Genomic DNA, 18,096 nt, shown 5'->3' with positions numbered 1-18,096 from the left:
CGGTCATGAGGTCACCCCCTTCCGCTTACCCGCGCGCCGCGCGCGGAGTCCGCGTTTGGGTTTCGCCTCGCGCATGTCGCCGAGGATGTCGGCGCCCAGCAGCTTGACGAACGCGAACGCGATCGCCGCCACGTACAGGAACAGCACCGTCGAGTACGCGGCCGCCGACCCGTACCGCAGGTTGGACGCCTCGTCGAAGGCGACCATCGACAGCGTCCGCACCGACTCCTTGTCCGCGCCGATCAGCACGAACGGCAGGTCGAACATGCGCAGCGCGTCCAGCAGCCGGAACAGCACCGCGACCAGCAGCACCGGCTTGACCAGCGGCAGCGTGATCCGCCAGAACCGCTGCCAGGCGCCGCAGCCGTCCACCCGGGCCGCCTCGTGCACGTCCTGCGGGATCAGTTGCAGCCCGGCCAGCACCAGCAGCCCGACGAACGGCGCCGTCTTCCAGGTGTCGGCGATGATCACGGCGAACTTGGCCTGGAGACCCTCGGTGGTCCACAGCACCTCCCGGCCGATCAGCGCGTTGGCCACGCCGTCGGCCTGGAACGTCCAGCGCCACATCAGCGCCGACACCGCCGTCGGGATCGCCCAGGGCACCAGCACGCTGGCGCGGACCAGCGCCCGGCCCCGGAACGCCCGGTGCATGATCAGGGCCATGCACATCCCGATCACGGTCTCGATGGCGACCGTGGTCACGGTGAAGAACGTGGTGTTCCAGAGCGCGCCCCAGAACACCGGCGCCCCGGACCCGGTGAAGATGTCGAGATAGTTGTCCAGGCCGCTGAACCGGTCGCCCTGGACGACGAATCCCTCCTCGTCCAGGCCCTGGCCCCGGCGGTACAGCGACTCGCGCAGCGCCGCCAGGATGGGATACCCGACGACCAGCGCGAGCACCGCGAAGGTCGGTGAGAGCAGCAGCGCGGCCAGCCGTCCCGAGCGCTCGGGCGCGCCCCCGCGGCGAGCGGGGGACGGGGGCGCGGATCCGGGCTGCTCGGGGGCGGTGGCGATAGTGGTGGCCATCAGACCCCTCCTCGAAGCGCCGCTACTGCTGCTTGGTCAGCTCGGTGAGCTTGGCCTGCATGTCGGCGAGGGCCTGATCGGTGGTCTTGGTCCCGCTGAGCGCGGCGTAGGCGTTCTCCTGGATCGCCTTGGTCACGTCGCCGTACCGGACCACGACCGGCCGGGGCCTGGCGTTGAGGAGCGACTGCTTCAGGACCGGCAGGTACGGGTACTTCTTCTGCAGCTCGGCGTCGTCGTACAGCGAGGCCAGCGTCGGCGCCTCCGAGGTCGCCAGCAGGTTCTGCCGCTGCCGCTGCTCGTCGGTGAGGAACTTGATGAAGTCGAGCGCGGTCGCCTTGTTCTTGCCGAACGAGGAGATCGCCAGGTTGTAGCCGCCCAGCGTGGGCGCGCCGGGGCCGTTCGCGCCGGGCAGCGGCGCCACGTCGAACTTGCCCACGACCTTCGAGTCGCCCTTCGTGTTCGACAGCGCCCACTGGTACGGCCACTGCCGCAGGAAGAACAGCCCGCCCTTCTCGAACTCGCGGCGCGCCTCCTCCTCCTTGAACGTGATGGCCGACTTCGGGATGCGGCCGGACTTGAAGCCCTCGGCGAGGAAGTCCAGGCCCTGCTTGGCCTGCGGGGTGTTGACGTTGGGCGCGCCCTGGTCGTTGACCACCACGCCGCCCGCGCTGTGGACGGCCTCGGAGAAGTTGACGGTCAGGCCCTCGTACTTCTCGAACTGGCCGCCGTAGCAGGCCACGCCCTCGTCCTTGACCTTGTCGCAGGCGGAGGTCATCTCCGACCAGGTCTTCGGCGGCTCGTCGAGGCCCGCCTGCTTCAGCAGGTCGGTGCGGTAGAACAGCAGGCCCGCGTTGGTCTTGAACGGGACGGCGTAGAGCCGGTTCCGGTACTGGGCGGTCTTCACCGTGGGCGGCAGAAGCGAACCGAGGTTGAACTGGTTCTCCGGGAGCCGGGTGATCCAGCGGTTGGCGGCGAACTCCGCCGTCCACACCACGTCCAGGGCCAGCACCGTGTAGGCGTCGGACTTGGCCTGGGCGTTCTGCACCATCTGCTGGCGCTGCCCGTCGGCGTCCTCGGGCAGCTCGATGAGCCGCACCTTCTCGTTGGGATGCTGGGCGTTCCAGTCGTCGATCTGCTTCTGGAGGTTGCCGGAGGTGTCCTTGCCCTGGGCGAGGGTGATGGGCCCCCGCCCCGTCAGCTCGTCGGACGTACCACTGGAGCCCTCGTCACCACCGCACGCCACGGCGGAGGCGGCCACGAGCGCCGCCATGCTGCCAATCGCGATCGCGTGACGCATCGTCGTCGTCAGGGGTGCCACGATCTTTCCTTTCTCTCGGAGCTGCCGTTGTCATCGCCGGGTCACCGCCCGGCCTCCCCCCGAGTGATCAGTTCTGGGCGCAGCATCACCCCCTCGGGTGGGAGACCGGGCGTGCGAATCCGCTCCAGCAGCAGGTCCACGACGCGGCGCGCCACCTCGTCCACGGGCTGCCGCACGCTCGGCATCGGCGGCGCCATCAGCGCCAGCGCGGGGGAGTCGTCGTACCCGACCACGTCCACCTTCGGGACGCCCCGTGGGTCCAGGCCGCCCGCGAGCCGCGCCGCCACCGCGAAGGTGTCGCTGCCGCAGGCGAACGCGGTGGGCGGGTCGGGCAGCGCCAGCAGTTCGCGGGCCACCGCCAGGACCGCGGCCGTGTCCTCCTCGCAGCCTCCCGCCAGGCCGGACGGGTCGAGGCCGTGGCGGCGCATGGCCCTGTCCCAACCGGCCCTGCGGTCGTCGCCGACCCGGCTGCCCTCCGGCCAGCCGAGGTAGGCGATGCGCCGGTGGCCGCGTGCGACCAGGTGGTCCACCGACTGGGCCAGCCCGTCGCCGCCGTCCACGTCCACCCAGGAGTACAGCTTGTGCTCCTGGCCCCAGGGACGCCCGAAGCAGACGCAGGGGACGCCCATGCGCGCGCACCACGCGGGACGCGGGTCGTTCACGACGACGTCGGCGACCACGAAGGCGTCGACCGTGCCGGTGCCGACCAGGTCCTCGTAACAGGCCAGCTCGGCGTCGGAGATGGACGCGGTGGCCATGGTCGCGGTGGCCGAGGCCGCGGTGGCTCCGGCGGTCGCGTCGGACTCGGGGCTGGTGAACAGCAGCACGTGGTAGCCCGCCGAACCGGCCGCGTCCGCCAGCGCGTGCAGGAACCGATCGAGCAGGGTGTTCAGCCCGGCCGGATGGGCGATCTTGAATCCGATGCACCGGCTGGCGCGTTCCCGCAGGTTCCGCGCGGCCCGGTTCGGCCGGTAGCCCAGCGCGGCGATCGCGCTCCGTACCCGCTCCGCCGTCTCCGGCGCCACCCGTCCCGGCGCGTTCAGCACGTTCGACACCGTCTGCCGGGAGACGCCCGCCCGCGCCGCCACCTCGGATATCGTCGCGCCGGGTCGGCCGGCGGACGGAGTTTGATCGTTCAAATTCCCCATTTGAACGATCAAACTGGCATCACGAACACACCGTGTCAAGGTCCCATAACACGCCGATGCTCCTTCGTGACCCGCGGCGGCGTGCGGGCGGCGTCAGCCGAGGGACGTGTTCGGGGGATTGCGTTCGAGCTTGCGGCGTTCCCAGCGGTTGGGATGGCGCACGACCACGCCCGCCGAGCCGCCGTTGCCCGTGAGCCGGATCAAGGGGGTGCCGGGGAGCGGGTCGTGGTCGGTCTTGTCCTTGAGGCCGCCGATGGCGGGGTCGAACCCGCCGGTCTCCACCATCCAGCCGTCCGGGACGACGATGGTGACGCCCGCCGCCTGCCCGTGCGCCTCCACCCGGACCTCGGACAGCGGACAGTCCGCGCGCGTGAAGTCGATCTTGACGCCGCCCAGGCCGCCGTCCGCGGTGATGTGCTCGGGGACGCGCCACCGCCCGGTGCGGGACGCCCCGTTCAGCCCGCCCTTGAGGACCAGCGGCGGCTCCGATCGCGGCGGGGGCGGCGGCGGCAGGTCGGCGGTCAGGGCCTCCAGATCGCCATAGGTCTTGGCGGTCAGCGCGAGGCCGACCCTGGACTCCAGCTCGTCGAGGTCGAGCCGTCCCTCGCCGGCCGCCTCGCGCAGCCGTTCCACGACGGCGTCCCGTTCCGCATGGGACACGCGCATGTCGCTCCGCCGCGAGGGATCGGGGAGGTCGCTCGTCATGCGACCGATCATACGGAGATCCGCGCGGAAGGGGGGTGGGCCACTATCTGGAGATGGTGGCGGCCATGCTCGTCCGCCGCCGCGCCGAGTACGGCCTGTGCCGCCGGCCGAGCCCCGGGATCATCCCCCCGTACCGTACTCAGGCGGTGGAGATGTCGACCGTCCAGCGGATGCCGAAGCGGTCCGTGCAGGCGCCGAAGCGTCGCTCGGGATGTAGGAGTCCAGGAGGCCCTTGAGGTTGCTCAGCGCCGCGACGGACTCGTGCAGGCGCGTGGCCCAGTCTTCGTCGTCGCGGCGCGCGCCCACGGCGGTCTCGATCGCGGAGGGGACGGCCGTTCCCCACAGCGCGGCATCGCGGGCGTCCCGGTCGCGTTGGTCCCGGGTCCACCAGGCGGAGACGTGCTCCAACTGCTCGGTGACGGTACGGCCGGGTACGTCGCGCCCGTAGAGGGCGGCCCATTCGTCGCTGCGCGGATGGCGTCCCTGGACGGGCGCCATCTCCTGTGCCGCCCGTAGTTCTTCCAGCACCAGGCACCACCGGAAGGGGGCGGCGAGGAACTCCACCTCGTCGTTGACGCACCCGGTCACCCCGTCCAGCGGGGCGCGCAGGACGGCGGCCAGGTGGTCGGCCAGCGCCCGGTGACCGCCGGTCGGCGGGATCACGCTGGACCGGGCGGCGACGGCGGCGTCCACGGCGTGCGAGAGCGCGCAGTCGCGCAGCCGTGGCGGCAGCGCCCGCACCGCCTCCAGCACGGTCTCGTCCGGAACGGGCGTTCCCCAGCCCGTCAGGTGCGCGGCGGCGGCCAGCTCCGCCCACAGGACCAGTTCGGGACGCAGCGTCAGCGTGTGGTGGGCGGCGCGCATGTCGCGCAGCGTGCACGGCGACGCCTTGCAGTCGTTCCCGCAGGTGGGGCTGCGCGGCGACACCACCGAGGCGGGGGAGGCGACGGCCGCGGACGAGGCCGCCTCCAGCCGCGTGCCGTCCGGCATCCGGACGAGGTGCGGGAAGTCCATGCCGTCGGTGAAGACCGCGCCCTCGCCCGGAGTGAGGGTGACCAGGAACTGCGACTGGGCCTCGGTGATGTTCATCGTGGCGCCGACCGCGTCCCGGTCGTCCCTGGCCGGCAGCCGATGGACGATCTTGACGGCGGTGTTCTTGATGACGTCCGGGACGAGCTTCGCCGGGATCTGCTCGGCCACGACCAGGCCCTCGCCGTAGGCGCGGATCTCGGCCAGCAGCCCCGCGAACGTCTCCACCGCGTGCGACGCGGGACCCGCCTCCTCGGTGCGCCGCAGCAGCCGGTGCGCCTCCTCGAACACGCTGAGGTGCCGCAGCCCGCCGCCCGTCCGGTGGCGGTGGCGCAGCCGGAGGTGTTCCACCAGGCGCACCAGCACCGTGCCCATGAGGAACGCCTTGTCGCGGTCGTCCCCCACGTCCTCGATCTCCAGGACGACGTTGCGGCTCAGCAGCTCGCCGAAGTCGACCGGGTGCCCGCCCTCGAAGAACCGGCCGGTGGTGCCGAGGCGGAGGCTGGACAGCCGCACCCGGACGAACCCGCGGACATTGTCGGTGATCTCCTGCCCGTACCCGATCTCGTCCACCACGGTCTCCGCCGCGGCTTGCAGGTCGCCCAGCGTCGGGTAGCGGGGCGTCGCGCCCGGGACGGCGGGCTCGCCCAGCGCCAGGTCCCAGCCGAGCCGTTCGTAGCACCGGGTCAGCGCCGCGCTCAGCACTTGAGGGAACGGCTCGTCGGCCTCGAACGCCGCCAGGAACAGGGCGCGCACCAGATCGGCGTGCGTCTGCAACGGGAACGGCCGCCCGTCCGGTCCGGTCGCGGGCTCCAGGGGGTTGATCCCGGCCGCGATCTCTCCGGGGTCACCGGGACGGATCGCCACCACCTCGGCGTCCGGGAGGCGCGCGGCCATCAGCCGGTACTCGGCCTTGGCGGGCTCCACCACCAGCCATGGCAGCCCCGCACCCGACGCCGCGCTCAGCAGCGCCCGGACGGTCTGCGACTTGCCGGCGCCCGTCGCGCCGCACACGAAGGTGTGCCGGTTCAGGCTCGACAGCGGCAGCGTGAGGTCGCCGACCTCGCGGCGGTTGCGGTCCAGGACGCGTCCCAGCGCGATCCCGTCCGCGCCCGAGGCGGACGGTTCGGGTGTCACGTCGAACTCGGGGCGCAGCGTGAACCGGACGCCCGCCACCTCCCGCAGCGGGGGCCGGGCGAGCGCGGCGAGCATCTGCGTGCTCGCCTCGAACGGGAACGACGGCCGCGCCGCGCCGGGCTCTTCACGTTCGCCCCCGAGGCTCGCCTGGGTCTCGGGGACGAGCGCGTACGGCAGCCCCTCCAGATCGGCCGACGCGCACACCAGCCCCGCCACGCGCGCCGCCGCCCGTTCCGTCGTGGCACCGGCCAGAAGCCGCACCCTCCACAGCCCGGACGTGGTGGCCTGACGCAGCTCGCGATGCCGATGCTCATCGCGGATCGACGCCACCGCGTGTTCGGGTGACATCTCCGCCATCGACTTGAAGTACTGCTGCCGGTCCGCCAGCTCCTCCGCGAGCCGGTCGGCCTCGCCGGTCTCCACAGGCTCGGCGAGCAGCAGCCACGCGAACGGCTGCATCCACACCGACAGCAGGCCGTCCTCCAGCGATGGCCGCGCCGGCTCCCTCGTCCCGTCCCTCCTCCCGTCCGGGACGGGGTCGGCCAGCAGGCCGTCGGAGATGCCGCCGATCCGTACCCAATGCGGGAACGTGCCCAGCGCGTCCGCCAGCAGCCCCGCCGGCAGGAGTGCGCCCCGCCCTCCCGCGGGCAGGCTCAGCGTCGCGGCGCCCTCGGACGAGTCGGCGATGAGCGAGTCCCCGCCGACGAACACCTCCGTCGGACCGGACGCCTGGGTACGCCGCCATGCCACCAGCACCGCGCCGCTCTCCCCGTCCGGGCCGTGACCGGCGTGGTACGCCGACACCAGCGCGGCCATCCGCTGGTCGCGCCACTCGTCGCGGCCGTCCGGCTCGGCGTCCTCGCCGTGCGGGCGCGGCGCCTCCAGGAGGCGGCACACGGGCAGGGCGCGCATCCGTCGCCGCAGCGTGTCGGGTAGCTGACCGGCCATGCCTGTACGACCTCCGCGGCGGGACGTGATCAGTCAGGCTAGTGAGCAAGGTCGCCGATGGGAAGCCCGATTCTGGGCGGAACCGCTGACAAGTCCGGTGTCAATCTGCTTGTGTGTTTTGCGTTATCGACCGAGAGGGGCCGGCACCAGAACGGGGGTTCGCGCTCGTGCGGGGCGGTATCGACCACCAGGCCCTGCTCAGCCGCAGGGACAGGCTGTTCAGCCCGGATCCGCGGCTCGGCTGGGTGTTCCGCGACCGCTGGTGGTTCCTGCGCCCGTTCCCCGAGGCGCCTCCTCAGCGGCGGCAGCTCCCCGACTACCTGGCCCGCAGGATCACCGACACCGAGCGGGACGCGCGGCACCGCCTGCGCCGCACCCTTCCCGCCAGTCTGGGCGTCGCCGCGATCCTCGCGCTCTTCGCGGCCTGCACCGCGTCCGGCGGCGGCGCGGGGACCCCCGTCCCGGCGGGCGCGCTGCTGCTGGCACTGATCGCCGCGACGCCCGGGACGGCCCTGACGCTGATCGCCGTCCAGCGGCGCAACAGCGCGCGGCAGGCGTACGAGCTGGCGCACCGGCAGACCGTCGGAGGCTACGAGGAGGCCGCCCGGCGATGGCAGGCGCGCAAGCAGGCGCACGAGGCCGCCGAACGCGCCCGCCTCGACGGCCTTCCCGAGTGGGGCGCGGTGCCGCGCCCGTCCCGCCGGCTGGACGTGTTCGGCGGCACGCTGTGGTCCTGGGAGGCGCTGCTCACCACGTACGGGACGTCCACCCTCGCCGCGCAGCCGCTGCTGGTGCTGGACCTGTCCCGCGAGCTCGTCAGCGGTGAGCTGGTCTCGCTGGCCCAGCACGCCTGGAAGGGCGTGGACGTCCAGGTCCTGCCCGGCCGCCAGGAGTCCGCGACGCTGCTGGTCGACCTGCCGCCGCGCGACCTGGTGGACGCCATCGTCGAGTCCATGCACGGCGGCACGCCCGACACCGCCCGCGCGGAACGCAGCATGGACGACCGGATCCTCACCACCGTGTGCGGCGCCCTCAACGGCGACATCACCCTCGGCCGGATCGCCGCGGCCCTCCGCGCCCTGATGGGCGAACCCGACACGTCCGGCGCCCTCACCCGCGACGAGCGCCGCCGCATCGCGAGCGAGCTCTTCACCGTCGAGTACCGGCGCCAGGCGCACGCCAACCTGTCGCGCATCGAGTCCTACCTGCACCCCCTGGAGAACCTCGGCACCGCGCCGCGCGAGGACCACTCCGCCGGCTACCTGACCGTCGTCGCGCTGGACAGCCGCGCCCGCAACGTCCGGTCGGAGCTGCTCACCGACCTGATCGTCCAGTGGGTCACCCATCGCATCGCCGCCACGTCCGACTCCACCCCCGCCGTGGTCGTCGCCGGAGCCGACGAGCTGGCCCGGCGCCACCTGGAACGGCTGTCGGACGCCTGCGAGCGACGTGGCGTGCCCCTCACGTTCCTGTTCCGGCGCCTGCGCGAGACGTCCGCCGAACTGATCGGGGGCGGCGCGGTGGCGTTCATGCGGCTCGGCAACAACGAGGACGCGACGCGCGCCGCCGACTTCATCGGCCGCGAGTACCGGTTCGTCCTGTCCCAGATCACCAAGAGCGTCGGCGGCAACGAGTCCCACACCAGCTCCGACACCAGCGGCCACAGCGACTCGGAGACCTACTCCACCAGCCGTACCACCGGCACGTCCACCAACTGGGGGACCAGCCGCTCGTCGGGCGTCACCTACTCGGGCGGCGAGATGTTCGGCCTGTTCCCCGACCGCTCCACCAACCGCCAGTCCGGCTCCAACCGGGGCGGCTCACGCAGCACCAGCGACACCACGGGCACCTCGACGTCCACCTCGCGCAACTGGTCCGCCACCTACTCCTACGCCGAGGGCACGAACTGGAGCGACACCGACTCCACGCAGCGGGTCTACGAGTACGTCATCGAACCCGTCACCCTCCAGCACCTTCCCGACCACGCCCTTCTCCTGGTCGAGTCCGCACCGGGTGGGGGTCGCGTCCTGACCCCTGTCGAGTGCGATCCCGCCATCGTGACCCTGGACCGGGTGAGCCTCGACCCTCTGCCCGACCCGCCCGCGCCTCAGCAGGCCATCGCCTCGGGAAGCCCGGCCACCACTCCGGGCTGGACCGCCGCCCCGCCCGCGGCGCCCGTCCCGCGAGAACCCCTGCCGCAGCAACCGGGCCCGCCTCCGGGGCACCGGTCCGGTCCCCGCCATGGCCCGCCACCGCTGTTCGGCGGCAAATCCTGACGGGCTCAGGCGGCGCAGAACTCGTTGCCTTCGGGGTCCTGCATGATCCACCAGTGACCGGCGGGACCCTTGTCCACTTCACGGACGCGGGTCGCGCCCAGGCCCTCCAGGCGGGTCACCAGGTCGTCCAGGCCGCCCGGCCCGCTGTGGACGTCGATGTGCAGGCGGTTCTTGACGGTCTTGGGCTCGGGGACGTCCTGGAACAGCAGCCGCCGGCCGTGGCCGATGCCGCTGGTCTCGTCGAACGGGTCGTCGGGGTGCCGGATCGCCGCATAGCCCCGGAAGATCTTGTGGCCGCCGTGCTCGGTGACCGCCTCGGCGTCGATCTGCCCCGCCGCGAGCAGTCGCTCGATGAGCGGGGTGGGATCCTCCACATCGTACTCCAGCGCCGCGGCCCAGAAGTCCGCGAGGACGGGTGCGTTCGCGCTGTCGATGACCAGCTTCCAGCCCAATGCCATGTGAACCAGTCCTAACGCTCGTCGCAGGTCGGCCGCAAGCGTGGACGGCGGCGCGCCTCAGGCGAGTCGGCGGCGCAGACGCTCGGCCCGGCGGAGCAGGCGCGGGGGCAGGGGCTTGTCGGAGGGCGTGGCCTCCAGCCGGTGCTCGATCGCCGCGAGAAGGTCGGGGCCGAGGCCGAGGCGTACGGCGAAGTCGTCGGCGCGGAACTCGGCGCGGTCGGTCAGCGGGCGTGCCGCGCGGTGCAGGGCATGGGTGAGGGCGGCGGGCACGACGACGATGACGGTCACCGCGGTGGCGAGGGCGGCGAGCAGGAAGACCAGCAGAAAGCCGATGGGACGGTGCCATTCGACCGCCCGTTTCCACATCGGCCCGACCGGTGTCCATAAGGCGCTGAGCGTCCACCACAGCAGCCTGCTCGGCCAGGTCAGGCGGGTGAAGGACGCGGTGAACCGGTGGCCCAGTTCGTGCGCGAGCACCGCTTCGAGCTGGCGGGGCGGCAGGGTACGGGCCGACCGCGCTGTGACCACGATGCCGTGACCGGTGGTCGCGCAGGCGTTCAGCCTGTCGCGGTCGGTGAGGAGGACGCGGTGGTCGCGCGGGTCCAGCGCGGCCCGTTGGAGGACGTGCCGCCAGGGGTCGGCCAGGCGCGCCAGTTCCTTGCCGTCCGGTTCGCGGTGGGACGTCTTCGAGCGTGGCCGGTACGGGAGCAGGGCCACCGTCCACCAGAGCAGGAAGGGCAGCGCCGCTCCCCAGACGGGCCAGCGCAGGTGCAGGGCCACCGCGACCGGACCGACGATCGCCATCTCCGTCGCCAGGGCGGTGAGGAGGGTCAGCGCCGGTATCGCGGATCGGGGCGGACGCGCGGCGGCCGTCCGAGGCGGGGCGTCGATCGCGCGGGGCGCTTGCCGAACGGGCGCCGGCTGAACGGGCGCCGGGCGGGCGAGTGCCGGCTGTGTGGGTGCCGACCGGGTGGGTGCCGGATGAGTGGGTGTCGGATGAGTGGGCGTCGGCCGGGTGCTCGGGGGAGCGGACGGGGCCGGGCCGCGGTTGCCTTCCCAGCGGCGAGACCGGTCGGTCCAGGTTCGGCCATCCCAGTAGCGTTCGCGTCCCATCCAGTGCGGATCCGGATACCAGCCGGGCGACGCGCTCACCGGGTTCCTACCTCCGGTCCGGGGGGTTGAACGGCGTTGACTCCGAGGTTTCCGCACCGTGCGCCACAGCGTCAACACGGCGTGCGCGAGACGTGAGTCTACGGCCCCGTAGCGATCTTTACCGCCGTGCAACGCGGACGTAACCCACCAAGATCGCTCTTTGGGTTTTTTTCGACCGAAACCAGGTCGAAAGGAACCCCTTATGTCCCTCTTCCCGCGTGCCCGGGAACGGGCTCGCGGATCCGCGCCGCGCACGGCGTTGAGATCCGCGGTCGCCGGTGTCGCACTGGTGTCGGCGCTCGTCGCCGGCGGGACCGCGTACGCGGCCCCGGTGCCGTCCCCCTCGAAGGACTGGACGATCGAACCGGTCCGGGGCGGCGGCCATCGCGTGACGCTGCGGCTGGACGAGCCGCTGCCCGTCCGCGACGCGGCGCCCGAACTGGCCGTCGACGGGGTGTCGCTCGGCGCCGCCCAGGAATCCCCCGACGGCAAGACCCTCACGCTCGTCACCACGGACCCGCGCGCCGCCAGGGCCACCTCCGTCCAGGTGGCGTGGAACGGCGAGGTGCCCACCGAGACCGAGGCGCCGGCCAGGAAGGGCGCCCCCGCCCCCGCCGCGCCCAAGAAGAAGAAGCCGGTGCCCGCCGACCCCGCGACGCCCGGCAAGGACAGGGTCCTCAAGACCTCCTACGACCTCGGCGACACGGCCGTGACGCTTTCGGGAATCGGAGGCCGCCCGGCCGAGATCCGCGCGGACGTCTTCCTGCCCGACAGGCCCGGCAGGCGCCCCCTGGTGCTGTTCCTGCACGGCCGTCACTCGGCCTGCTACAACCCCACCACCCGGCAGACCTCCAACTCGCAGTGGCCCTGCCCGGAGGGGCAGCGTCCCATCGACAGCTTCACCGGGTACGAGGGTCCCGCCAGGGTCCTGGCCAGCCACGGCTACGCGGTCGTGTCGATCAGCGCCAACGGCGTCAACGCCACCGACAACCCGTTCAGTGAGGACCGCGGCGCGCTCGCGCGAGGCGAGCTGGTCATGAAGCACCTGGACCTCCTCGACGCGGCCACCCACGGCAAGGGTGGCGAGAAGGCCCTCATCGACATCTTCAAGAACCGGCTCGACATGAACGACATCGGGCTGATGGGCCACTCCCGCGGCGGGGAGGGCGTCGTCAAGGCCGCCCTGCTCAACGACGGCCGCAAGCACCCGTACGGCATCAAGGCGGTGCTGCCGCTCGCGCCCACCGACTTCGCCCGCGCGACCCTGCCGAACATCCCCATGTCGGTGCTGCTGCCGTACTGCGACGGCGACGTGTCCAACCAGCAGGGCCAGCACTTCTACGACGACACCCGCTACGCCGACCCCAAGGAGCGGGCCTTCATGTCGTCGCTCATGGTGATGGGCGTCAACCACAACTTCTTCAACACCGAGTGGACGCCCGGCGTCGCCGTGGCGCCCGCGTCCGACGACTGGAGCAGGCAGACCGACCCGGTGTGCGGCAACACGGCGCCGTCCCGCCTCACCCCGGCCGAGCAGTACGCGGTCGGCACCGCGTACATCAGCGGGTTCTTCCGGCTGGTCCAGGGCGGTGAGAAGGCGTTCCTCCCGCTGTTCGACGGCAGCGGCGGCACGGCCGCGTCGGCGGGACGCGCGATCGTCCACGGCGTCGCGAGGCCGCCCGCGAGCAAGCGGCTGGACGTCGCCACCTTCACCACGCTGCCCGACTCGGTGAAGATCGAGGGCTCGGCGACGGGCGGCATCTGCGCGGGCATGAACAATGGCTCTCCGCAGAGCGGCCTCCCGTCCTGCGCGACCACGCTCACCACGGCCCAGGCCCCATCGTGGACGCCCGCGACCTACGGGCCGAACGTCCCGTCCACGCCTGTGCTGCGGTTCTTCTGGACGGACACCACCGGCGCGGTCAGGGCGACGCTGCCCAAGAACGCGCGCAACGTCAGCGGCTATGACGCCCTGACGTTCCGCGCCGCGCTGGACGAGGGCTCGTCCTCCGGCGACCTGGCGGTCACCGTCACCGACCGCGCGGGCCGCTCCGCGACGGTCAAGGTGTCGGACGTGAGCGAAGCGCTGACCCCGTTCCCGGGCACGGCGTCGCCGCTGCCCAAGACGTGGCTGCGCACCGTCCGGATCCCGCTGGACTCGCTGAAGCGCGTCGACCTCAAGAACCTCCTGGACGTGCGGATCGCCGGGGCGAGCGCCGCCGGCGGCGCCTACCTGGCCGACCTCGCGTTCACCAACGCCGACGAGGGCCGGACCCGGACCGGCGGGCTGCCCCAGGTGTCGGTCGAGAGCCTGACCGTGCCCGAGGGCGACGGGCCCGGCATCGCCACGATGACGCTCCGGCTCTCGTCCCGGGCGAAGGAGCCGGTACGGGTGCAGGTCCAGACGCTCGCGAGCGGCGCCGCGGCCGTCGTCACGCAGGCGGCGCAGGAGGTCGTGATCCCCGCCGGGAAGACCTCGGCGACCTTCCAGGTGCCGGTGCGCGGCGACACGACACCGGCGAGCGGTCCGCAGTCCTACCAGGTCGTCGCGTCCGTCCCGGTGAACGCCGTGGTCGGCGCGGGGTTCGCCCGCCTGGTCGTCATCGACGACGACGACCAAGCCGCCTGAGCCGGTGAGGCGCGCCGTCGTCAGCGGCGGGTGAACACCCCGATCCCGTTGGCGACGGCGCGCTCCGTCCCGTCGGAGGGCACGTTCCGGACGGTCGCGGACGGCTCGCCGGGGAGGCGCGCGACGAACGTCGAGGAGCCTCCGCCGTCCAGGTTCACCGCGTCGTCCGCACCGGCCCGGTCGAGCAGGCCGGCCAGCTCGGCGACGGTCAGCCCGCCGCTGCGCACCGACCTGCCGTCCACGACCACCAGGTACAGGTAGCGGCCCTCCCCGCCGACCCCGGCCGCCGTGCGGGGCGCGGGCCGCCGGGTTTCAAGCCCGTCGAGCGGCACGCCGTCCCGGAGGATCGGGAACCCGCCGAGGGCGAAGCGGAATCGCCTTGGGCCGGTGAACCGGTACCGGACGCTCACCCGGTCGCCGGGACGCAGCGTCCGCAGCGTGCCGGCGGCCTTCTCGCGCCCGACCAGGACCGTCGTGTCAGGCGGTATCGTGCCCCCGCCCACCGCGTCCTCGACCTTGACGACCACGCCACGCCGCACGGTGACCTCGGCGGTGTCGGTGCTGCACGGGTCGTCCCTGTCGGTGTCGCTGCCGCACACCGCGCGCCGGCGTGACACGCCGCCCCAGTCGCTGGTGAACGCCCCGGCGCCGCCGACCGGCAACGCGTACTGGTTGAGCCCGCGCAGCGGCAGCGTGGCTTTGCGGGAACGGATCGTCCCCTGGAGGGTCAGCCGTGCCACGTGCGCGCGCTCGTCCTCGCCCACGCCGATGACGTCCTCGGTGCTCGTGGCCGGCGGCAGTCCCGGGCCGAACCGCTGGCCGGCCGGGACGGCGGCCTTGAGCGGGCGCCCGTCGTCCACCTCGGGTCCGACCGACGACCCGGTCGCCTCGACGCCCGGCCGGGTGTTGCCGATGTTGAAGAAGTCGCCGTTCACGCCGCCGACGGCGTGCCGGGCGTTGACCATAGACGACACCGTCCGGCGGGCGGCGACCACCGGCGGACGCAGCAGTCGCACCTCGACCCGTGGATTCCGCAGGTCGATCGTCATCAGGTCGCCCAGGGCGGGGCCGCCGATCCCCGAGGTGGAGAACGTCCGGAACGTCACACCCGGCGCCACCTTCACGGTGAAGGTGTACTCCGGCGCGGTCACCCCGGCCGTCGTGGCGTCCGCGACCGCCGGAACCCCGCCGCACAGCGCGGCCAACGACCCGCCCGCCACCAGGCGGGCCGACCACCGTCGCCTCACCAACCCGGTCCCTCCCAGCAGTCCGCGGCACACCGGCCTGCTGATCATGACCGAAACGGTGGGGCGACGGTGGGATGTGACGGCCCTCGCCGCCGTCCGGGGTCAGTTCAGCGGTGGAACGGCTCGCTGGGCGAGGCCGAGGGCGTAGTCGGCCCACCACTCGCCGGCGGGCGGATCGACGATGCCGTACTCCGGGTCCTCGGGGCCGGCCGTGCCGCGCGTGCACTGGCCATCGGACTCACCGGGGCGCTTCACCCAGAGGAACGCGTCGATGAGGCCGTTGCCGGTGCGCGTGGTCGGGCGGGCCCCCAGGGCGCGTCCCGGCGGGTTGCACCAATCCTGAGGGTCGGTGTACTGGCCGGATGGGGGAATCCAGGGACCCAGGCCGTTACGGCTGGTGTCGAGCACGAAGTGGGTGAGCTTGCGCGGGTCGGACGTGACGCGCGCCAGGTCTTCCTGTGAGCACGACGTGGCTCCCGTGAGGCGCCGGTGGCGCAGGCACTTCGCCAGGTCCGTGCCGTACGCGGTCAGCTCCTCGGTCGTGCGGTAGTTGGACACGTTGAGGAAGAAGCCGTCCGCCTTGGCGATGCCGCCGCGCAGCAGGCGGCTGGCCATGCCGAGCTGCTGGCTGGGCACGCCGAAGCCCGCGTCGTAGTCGTTGAGCTGCTGCCACGCGGAGTGGCCCGCGTCGATGTAGACCGCGGTGCGCGGAAGCCGCTGGAAGGTGTCGACCGCGTAGTTGATCTCGCGGAAGCGCTCGTCGACCAGGGAGAAGTCCTCGGGGAGGCCGGTGGAGCCGCCACCGCCCTCGCCGCACCAGGGCTCGCTGGACAGCAGCGCGAGCCCGTCCGGCTCGACGATCACGACGGCCTTGTGGCCGCCGACCGCGGACGCGAACGCCTTGATCCATTCCCGGTACGCCTGCTCGCTCGGCGCGCCGCCGGCCGAGTACTGGGAACAGTCCCGGCCCGGGACGTAGTACGCGACCAGGACGGGCACCGACCGCTGCCGCACCGCCTGACGCATCGTGGCCTGGACGGACTTGCGGACCTCCGCGGGGGTGCCGCTGGTGAACCAGACCGCCTGCGAGACCTTGGAGAGGGCCCGCATGTGCTTCGCGTCCTGGAAGCGTCCGGCCTTCGCCCAGATCCTCGCCTGCTCTCCGGCGTTGGTCTCGGGTTCGACATAGAAACGGGTGCGGTCATCGAGCGGGTCATGGGACCGGGTCGTCGCCTGTGCGGGCGCGGCGCTGCCGAGCAGCGTGGCGAGCAGGGAAAAGAGCAGGGCCGCGGCGGCGGCCAATAGGCCGGGACGTGGTTTCATCATGCTCCCTCATGGGCTGGGGGTGGTGGGAGCGCTCCCACGCTCCCAGCTATGGGAGCGCTCCCATGTGCCCGGTGAAAGCACAGCGTCCCGTCGTCCCGGGCGCCCGTCAACCCCTCGGCCCGGTCCGGATCAGGCCCGGACGGCGCCGGCGCGTTGGCCCGATCCGGCCGCGCCCCTCGCGGGCCGGTGCGAGAATCTCGCGACCATAATTCCCTGATGATCACTTTGCGCGGAGCGGCCTGGGGCGCGGTCCTCGTGTCGGGCACGCTCTGTTCCGGGGCCTGTACGGCCGGTTCGGACATCGAGAGAAGCGCGTCCAGCCGCCCCTCCGTAAGGCCCATGTCCCTCCAGGAGTACGAGGCCAGGGTGGCGAGCGCGGTCGAGCCGTTGCGGTCGGCGTTGAAGGACCTCGACAAGGCCAAGGGATACAAGGGGCTGGAAGGCCGGGTCACCGCGGTCCGGCGGGCGACCGGCCAGACGGCGAACGCGCTGCGGGCCGTGACACCGCCCCCGGCGACCGCGCGGGAGCATACGAATCTGCTCCTCGCGTTGCAGCGGACCTACACCGATCTGAACGTCGTCGCCGGCCTGGTGGACGGCCGGCACCTGTGCACCGGCGGCGCGGTGAGGGCCAGGGTGGGCGACACCGACGGCGCCACGGCCCTCCGCACCGGCATCACGGCGCTGGAGTCCAAGCTCCCCGGCGGCGCCGTCGAGCTGGCCGTGCCGGCCGCCGGTCAGAAACCGTCCAAGCGCCCGTCCAACGGGAAGCTGATACAGTCCGGCGGGCGCGGCGGGCGCGGCTCGCTCATCGTCAGAGGCGGCGGCGATGACGCCGTAGTCGCCCTGACCAAGGGCAAGAAGACCTTCCTGTCCGTCTACGTCCACAGCGGTAAGAAGACCACCGTCAGGGGCATCCCGGACGGCAAGTACACCGTCTACATCGCCGAGGGCACCGGCTGGGACGCCAAGGCCCGGACCTTCGCCCGGGAATGCGCGTTCGAGCGCTTCAAGGACCCGATCGGCTACCGCACGACCGTCACGGCCACCCGCATCTCCTGGAAGGACTGGACGATCCACCTGGAATCGGACTCCGGCGATCCCGCCAAGACGGAGACGGTGGACCCGGAGGACTTCCCCGAAGACTGAGCCCCCTGTCCGGTCTCATCGCCCTTGTCGCGACCCTCCCGGCGCGGGAAGGGCGATGAGCAGGTCCCGCAGGCGAGGCGACATCTCCTGCGGCAGCCCGTCCACCGCGTACCAGCGGCCGTCGAGGATCTCGCCCGGGTCCAGGTCCAGCCGGCCGCCGACGAGCTCGGCCTCGTAGTACGCCTCGACACGGAACCGGAAACCGCTGGCGAGCCACACCGGCGGCCCCGCCACCCTCACCTGGAGCCCCGTCTCCTCCCGCACCTCGCGCGCGACGCCGTCCTCCAGCCGTTCGCCCGCGTTGACGTAACCGCCCGGCAGCCCCCACGCCCGGTACGGAGGCCACAGCCGATGCCGCAGCAGCAGGATCCGCCCCTCCTCGTCCCGGACGATCCCGGCGGCGTAGACCAGGAACGTCCGGTGCCTGATCCGCGCCACCCGCCATTGGACGCGCCCGCTCAGCATCCGCCACACCCGCGCGAGCAGCCGACGCCCTACCGATACCTGCCGCATGCAGCCGATCGTTCCAGACCGTCCGAGCCGGAGCG

13 protein-coding genes and 1 pseudogene are annotated in these 18,096 nt (G+C 72.5%); 3 read left to right on the top strand and 11 right to left on the bottom strand.

Features of this window, described 5'->3' with window-relative positions; translation table 11 throughout:
• Nucleotides 1-3: 3 nt before the first annotated feature.
• The 5 genes from ACGWYJ_RS04580 to ACGWYJ_RS04560 form a co-directional block, all read right to left on the bottom strand.
• Complete coding sequence (locus tag ACGWYJ_RS04580) at nucleotides 4-1,026, bottom strand: carbohydrate ABC transporter permease (RefSeq protein ID WP_395104289.1); 1,023 nt, start codon at nucleotides 1,024-1,026, stop codon at nucleotides 4-6.
• A gap of 22 nt (nucleotides 1,027-1,048) precedes the next feature.
• The gene (locus ACGWYJ_RS04575; protein WP_395104288.1) at nucleotides 1,049-2,344 is read right to left on the bottom strand and encodes an ABC transporter substrate-binding protein; all 1,296 of its coding nucleotides are present in this window, start codon (nucleotides 2,342-2,344) and stop codon (nucleotides 1,049-1,051) included.
• A 41-nt stretch (nucleotides 2,345-2,385) separates the two neighbouring features.
• Complete coding sequence (locus ACGWYJ_RS04570; protein WP_395104287.1) at nucleotides 2,386-3,432, bottom strand: LacI family DNA-binding transcriptional regulator; 1,047 nt, start codon at nucleotides 3,430-3,432, stop codon at nucleotides 2,386-2,388.
• Nucleotides 3,433-3,585: 153 nt separating this feature from the next.
• Entirely contained in the window at nucleotides 3,586-4,197 is a 612-nt protein-coding gene (locus ACGWYJ_RS04565) for a DUF1707 domain-containing protein (protein WP_395104286.1), read from the bottom strand.
• Nucleotides 4,198-4,317: 120 nt separating this feature from the next.
• The gene (locus ACGWYJ_RS04560) at nucleotides 4,318-7,311 is read right to left on the bottom strand and encodes an ATP-binding protein (RefSeq protein ID WP_395104285.1); all 2,994 of its coding nucleotides are present in this window, start codon (nucleotides 7,309-7,311) and stop codon (nucleotides 4,318-4,320) included.
• 167 nt (nucleotides 7,312-7,478) lie between these two features.
• Here ACGWYJ_RS04560 and ACGWYJ_RS04555 point away from each other — a divergent pair, with 167 nt between their 5' ends.
• Nucleotides 7,479-9,587 carry a hypothetical protein gene (locus tag ACGWYJ_RS04555; protein WP_395104284.1) on the top strand — a complete coding sequence of 703 codons (2,109 nt, stop codon included), beginning with the start codon at nucleotides 7,479-7,481 and terminating at the stop codon, nucleotides 9,585-9,587.
• A 5-nt stretch (nucleotides 9,588-9,592) separates the two neighbouring features.
• On the opposite strand, the gene ACGWYJ_RS04550 is transcribed toward ACGWYJ_RS04555, so the two are convergent.
• The 3 genes and pseudogenes from ACGWYJ_RS04550 to ACGWYJ_RS04540 all read right to left on the bottom strand — a co-directional run.
• A complete protein-coding gene (locus ACGWYJ_RS04550) occupies nucleotides 9,593-10,045 on the bottom strand; it encodes a VOC family protein (protein WP_395104282.1) in 453 nt (150 codons plus the stop codon).
• A 57-nt stretch (nucleotides 10,046-10,102) separates the two neighbouring features.
• Complete coding sequence (locus ACGWYJ_RS04545; RefSeq protein WP_395104290.1) at nucleotides 10,103-10,849, bottom strand: M48 family metalloprotease; 747 nt, start codon at nucleotides 10,847-10,849, stop codon at nucleotides 10,103-10,105.
• A gap of 228 nt (nucleotides 10,850-11,077) precedes the next feature.
• A pseudogene (locus ACGWYJ_RS04540) lies at nucleotides 11,078-11,197 on the bottom strand (DUF2510 domain-containing protein); the annotation flags it as partial.
• A 202-nt stretch (nucleotides 11,198-11,399) separates the two neighbouring features.
• On the opposite strand from ACGWYJ_RS04540, the gene ACGWYJ_RS04535 reads away from it, so the two are divergent.
• Nucleotides 11,400-13,826 carry a hypothetical protein gene (locus tag ACGWYJ_RS04535; protein ID WP_395104281.1) on the top strand — a complete coding sequence of 809 codons (2,427 nt, stop codon included), beginning with the start codon at nucleotides 11,400-11,402 and terminating at the stop codon, nucleotides 13,824-13,826.
• 20 nt (nucleotides 13,827-13,846) lie between these two features.
• Here ACGWYJ_RS04535 and ACGWYJ_RS04530 read toward each other — a convergent pair whose 3' ends face one another.
• Both ACGWYJ_RS04530 and ACGWYJ_RS04525 read right to left on the bottom strand, forming a co-directional pair.
• A complete protein-coding gene (locus ACGWYJ_RS04530) occupies nucleotides 13,847-15,073 on the bottom strand; it encodes a phosphodiester glycosidase family protein (RefSeq protein WP_395104280.1) in 1,227 nt (408 codons plus the stop codon).
• A 102-nt stretch (nucleotides 15,074-15,175) separates the two neighbouring features.
• Complete coding sequence (locus ACGWYJ_RS04525) at nucleotides 15,176-16,399, bottom strand: glycoside hydrolase family 6 protein (RefSeq protein WP_395104279.1); 1,224 nt, start codon at nucleotides 16,397-16,399, stop codon at nucleotides 15,176-15,178.
• A 339-nt stretch (nucleotides 16,400-16,738) separates the two neighbouring features.
• Here ACGWYJ_RS04525 and ACGWYJ_RS04520 point away from each other — a divergent pair, with 339 nt between their 5' ends.
• Entirely contained in the window at nucleotides 16,739-17,548 is an 810-nt protein-coding gene (locus ACGWYJ_RS04520; RefSeq protein ID WP_395104278.1) for a hypothetical protein, read from the top strand.
• A 15-nt stretch (nucleotides 17,549-17,563) separates the two neighbouring features.
• Here the strand turns inward: ACGWYJ_RS04520 and ACGWYJ_RS04515 are convergent, their stop codons facing one another.
• Nucleotides 17,564-18,061: an NUDIX domain-containing protein gene (locus tag ACGWYJ_RS04515; RefSeq protein ID WP_395104277.1), complete on the bottom strand. Its 498-nt coding sequence runs from the start codon at nucleotides 18,059-18,061 to the stop codon at nucleotides 17,564-17,566.
• Nucleotides 18,062-18,096 lie beyond the last annotated feature (35 nt).

Source organism: Actinomadura sp. SCN-SB (genome assembly GCF_043906805.1).
Classification (GTDB): Bacteria; Actinomycetota; Actinomycetes; order Streptosporangiales; family Streptosporangiaceae; genus Spirillospora.
Note: the sequence above shows the minus strand (reverse complement) of the source record. Positions and strands in the feature narration are given on the sequence as shown.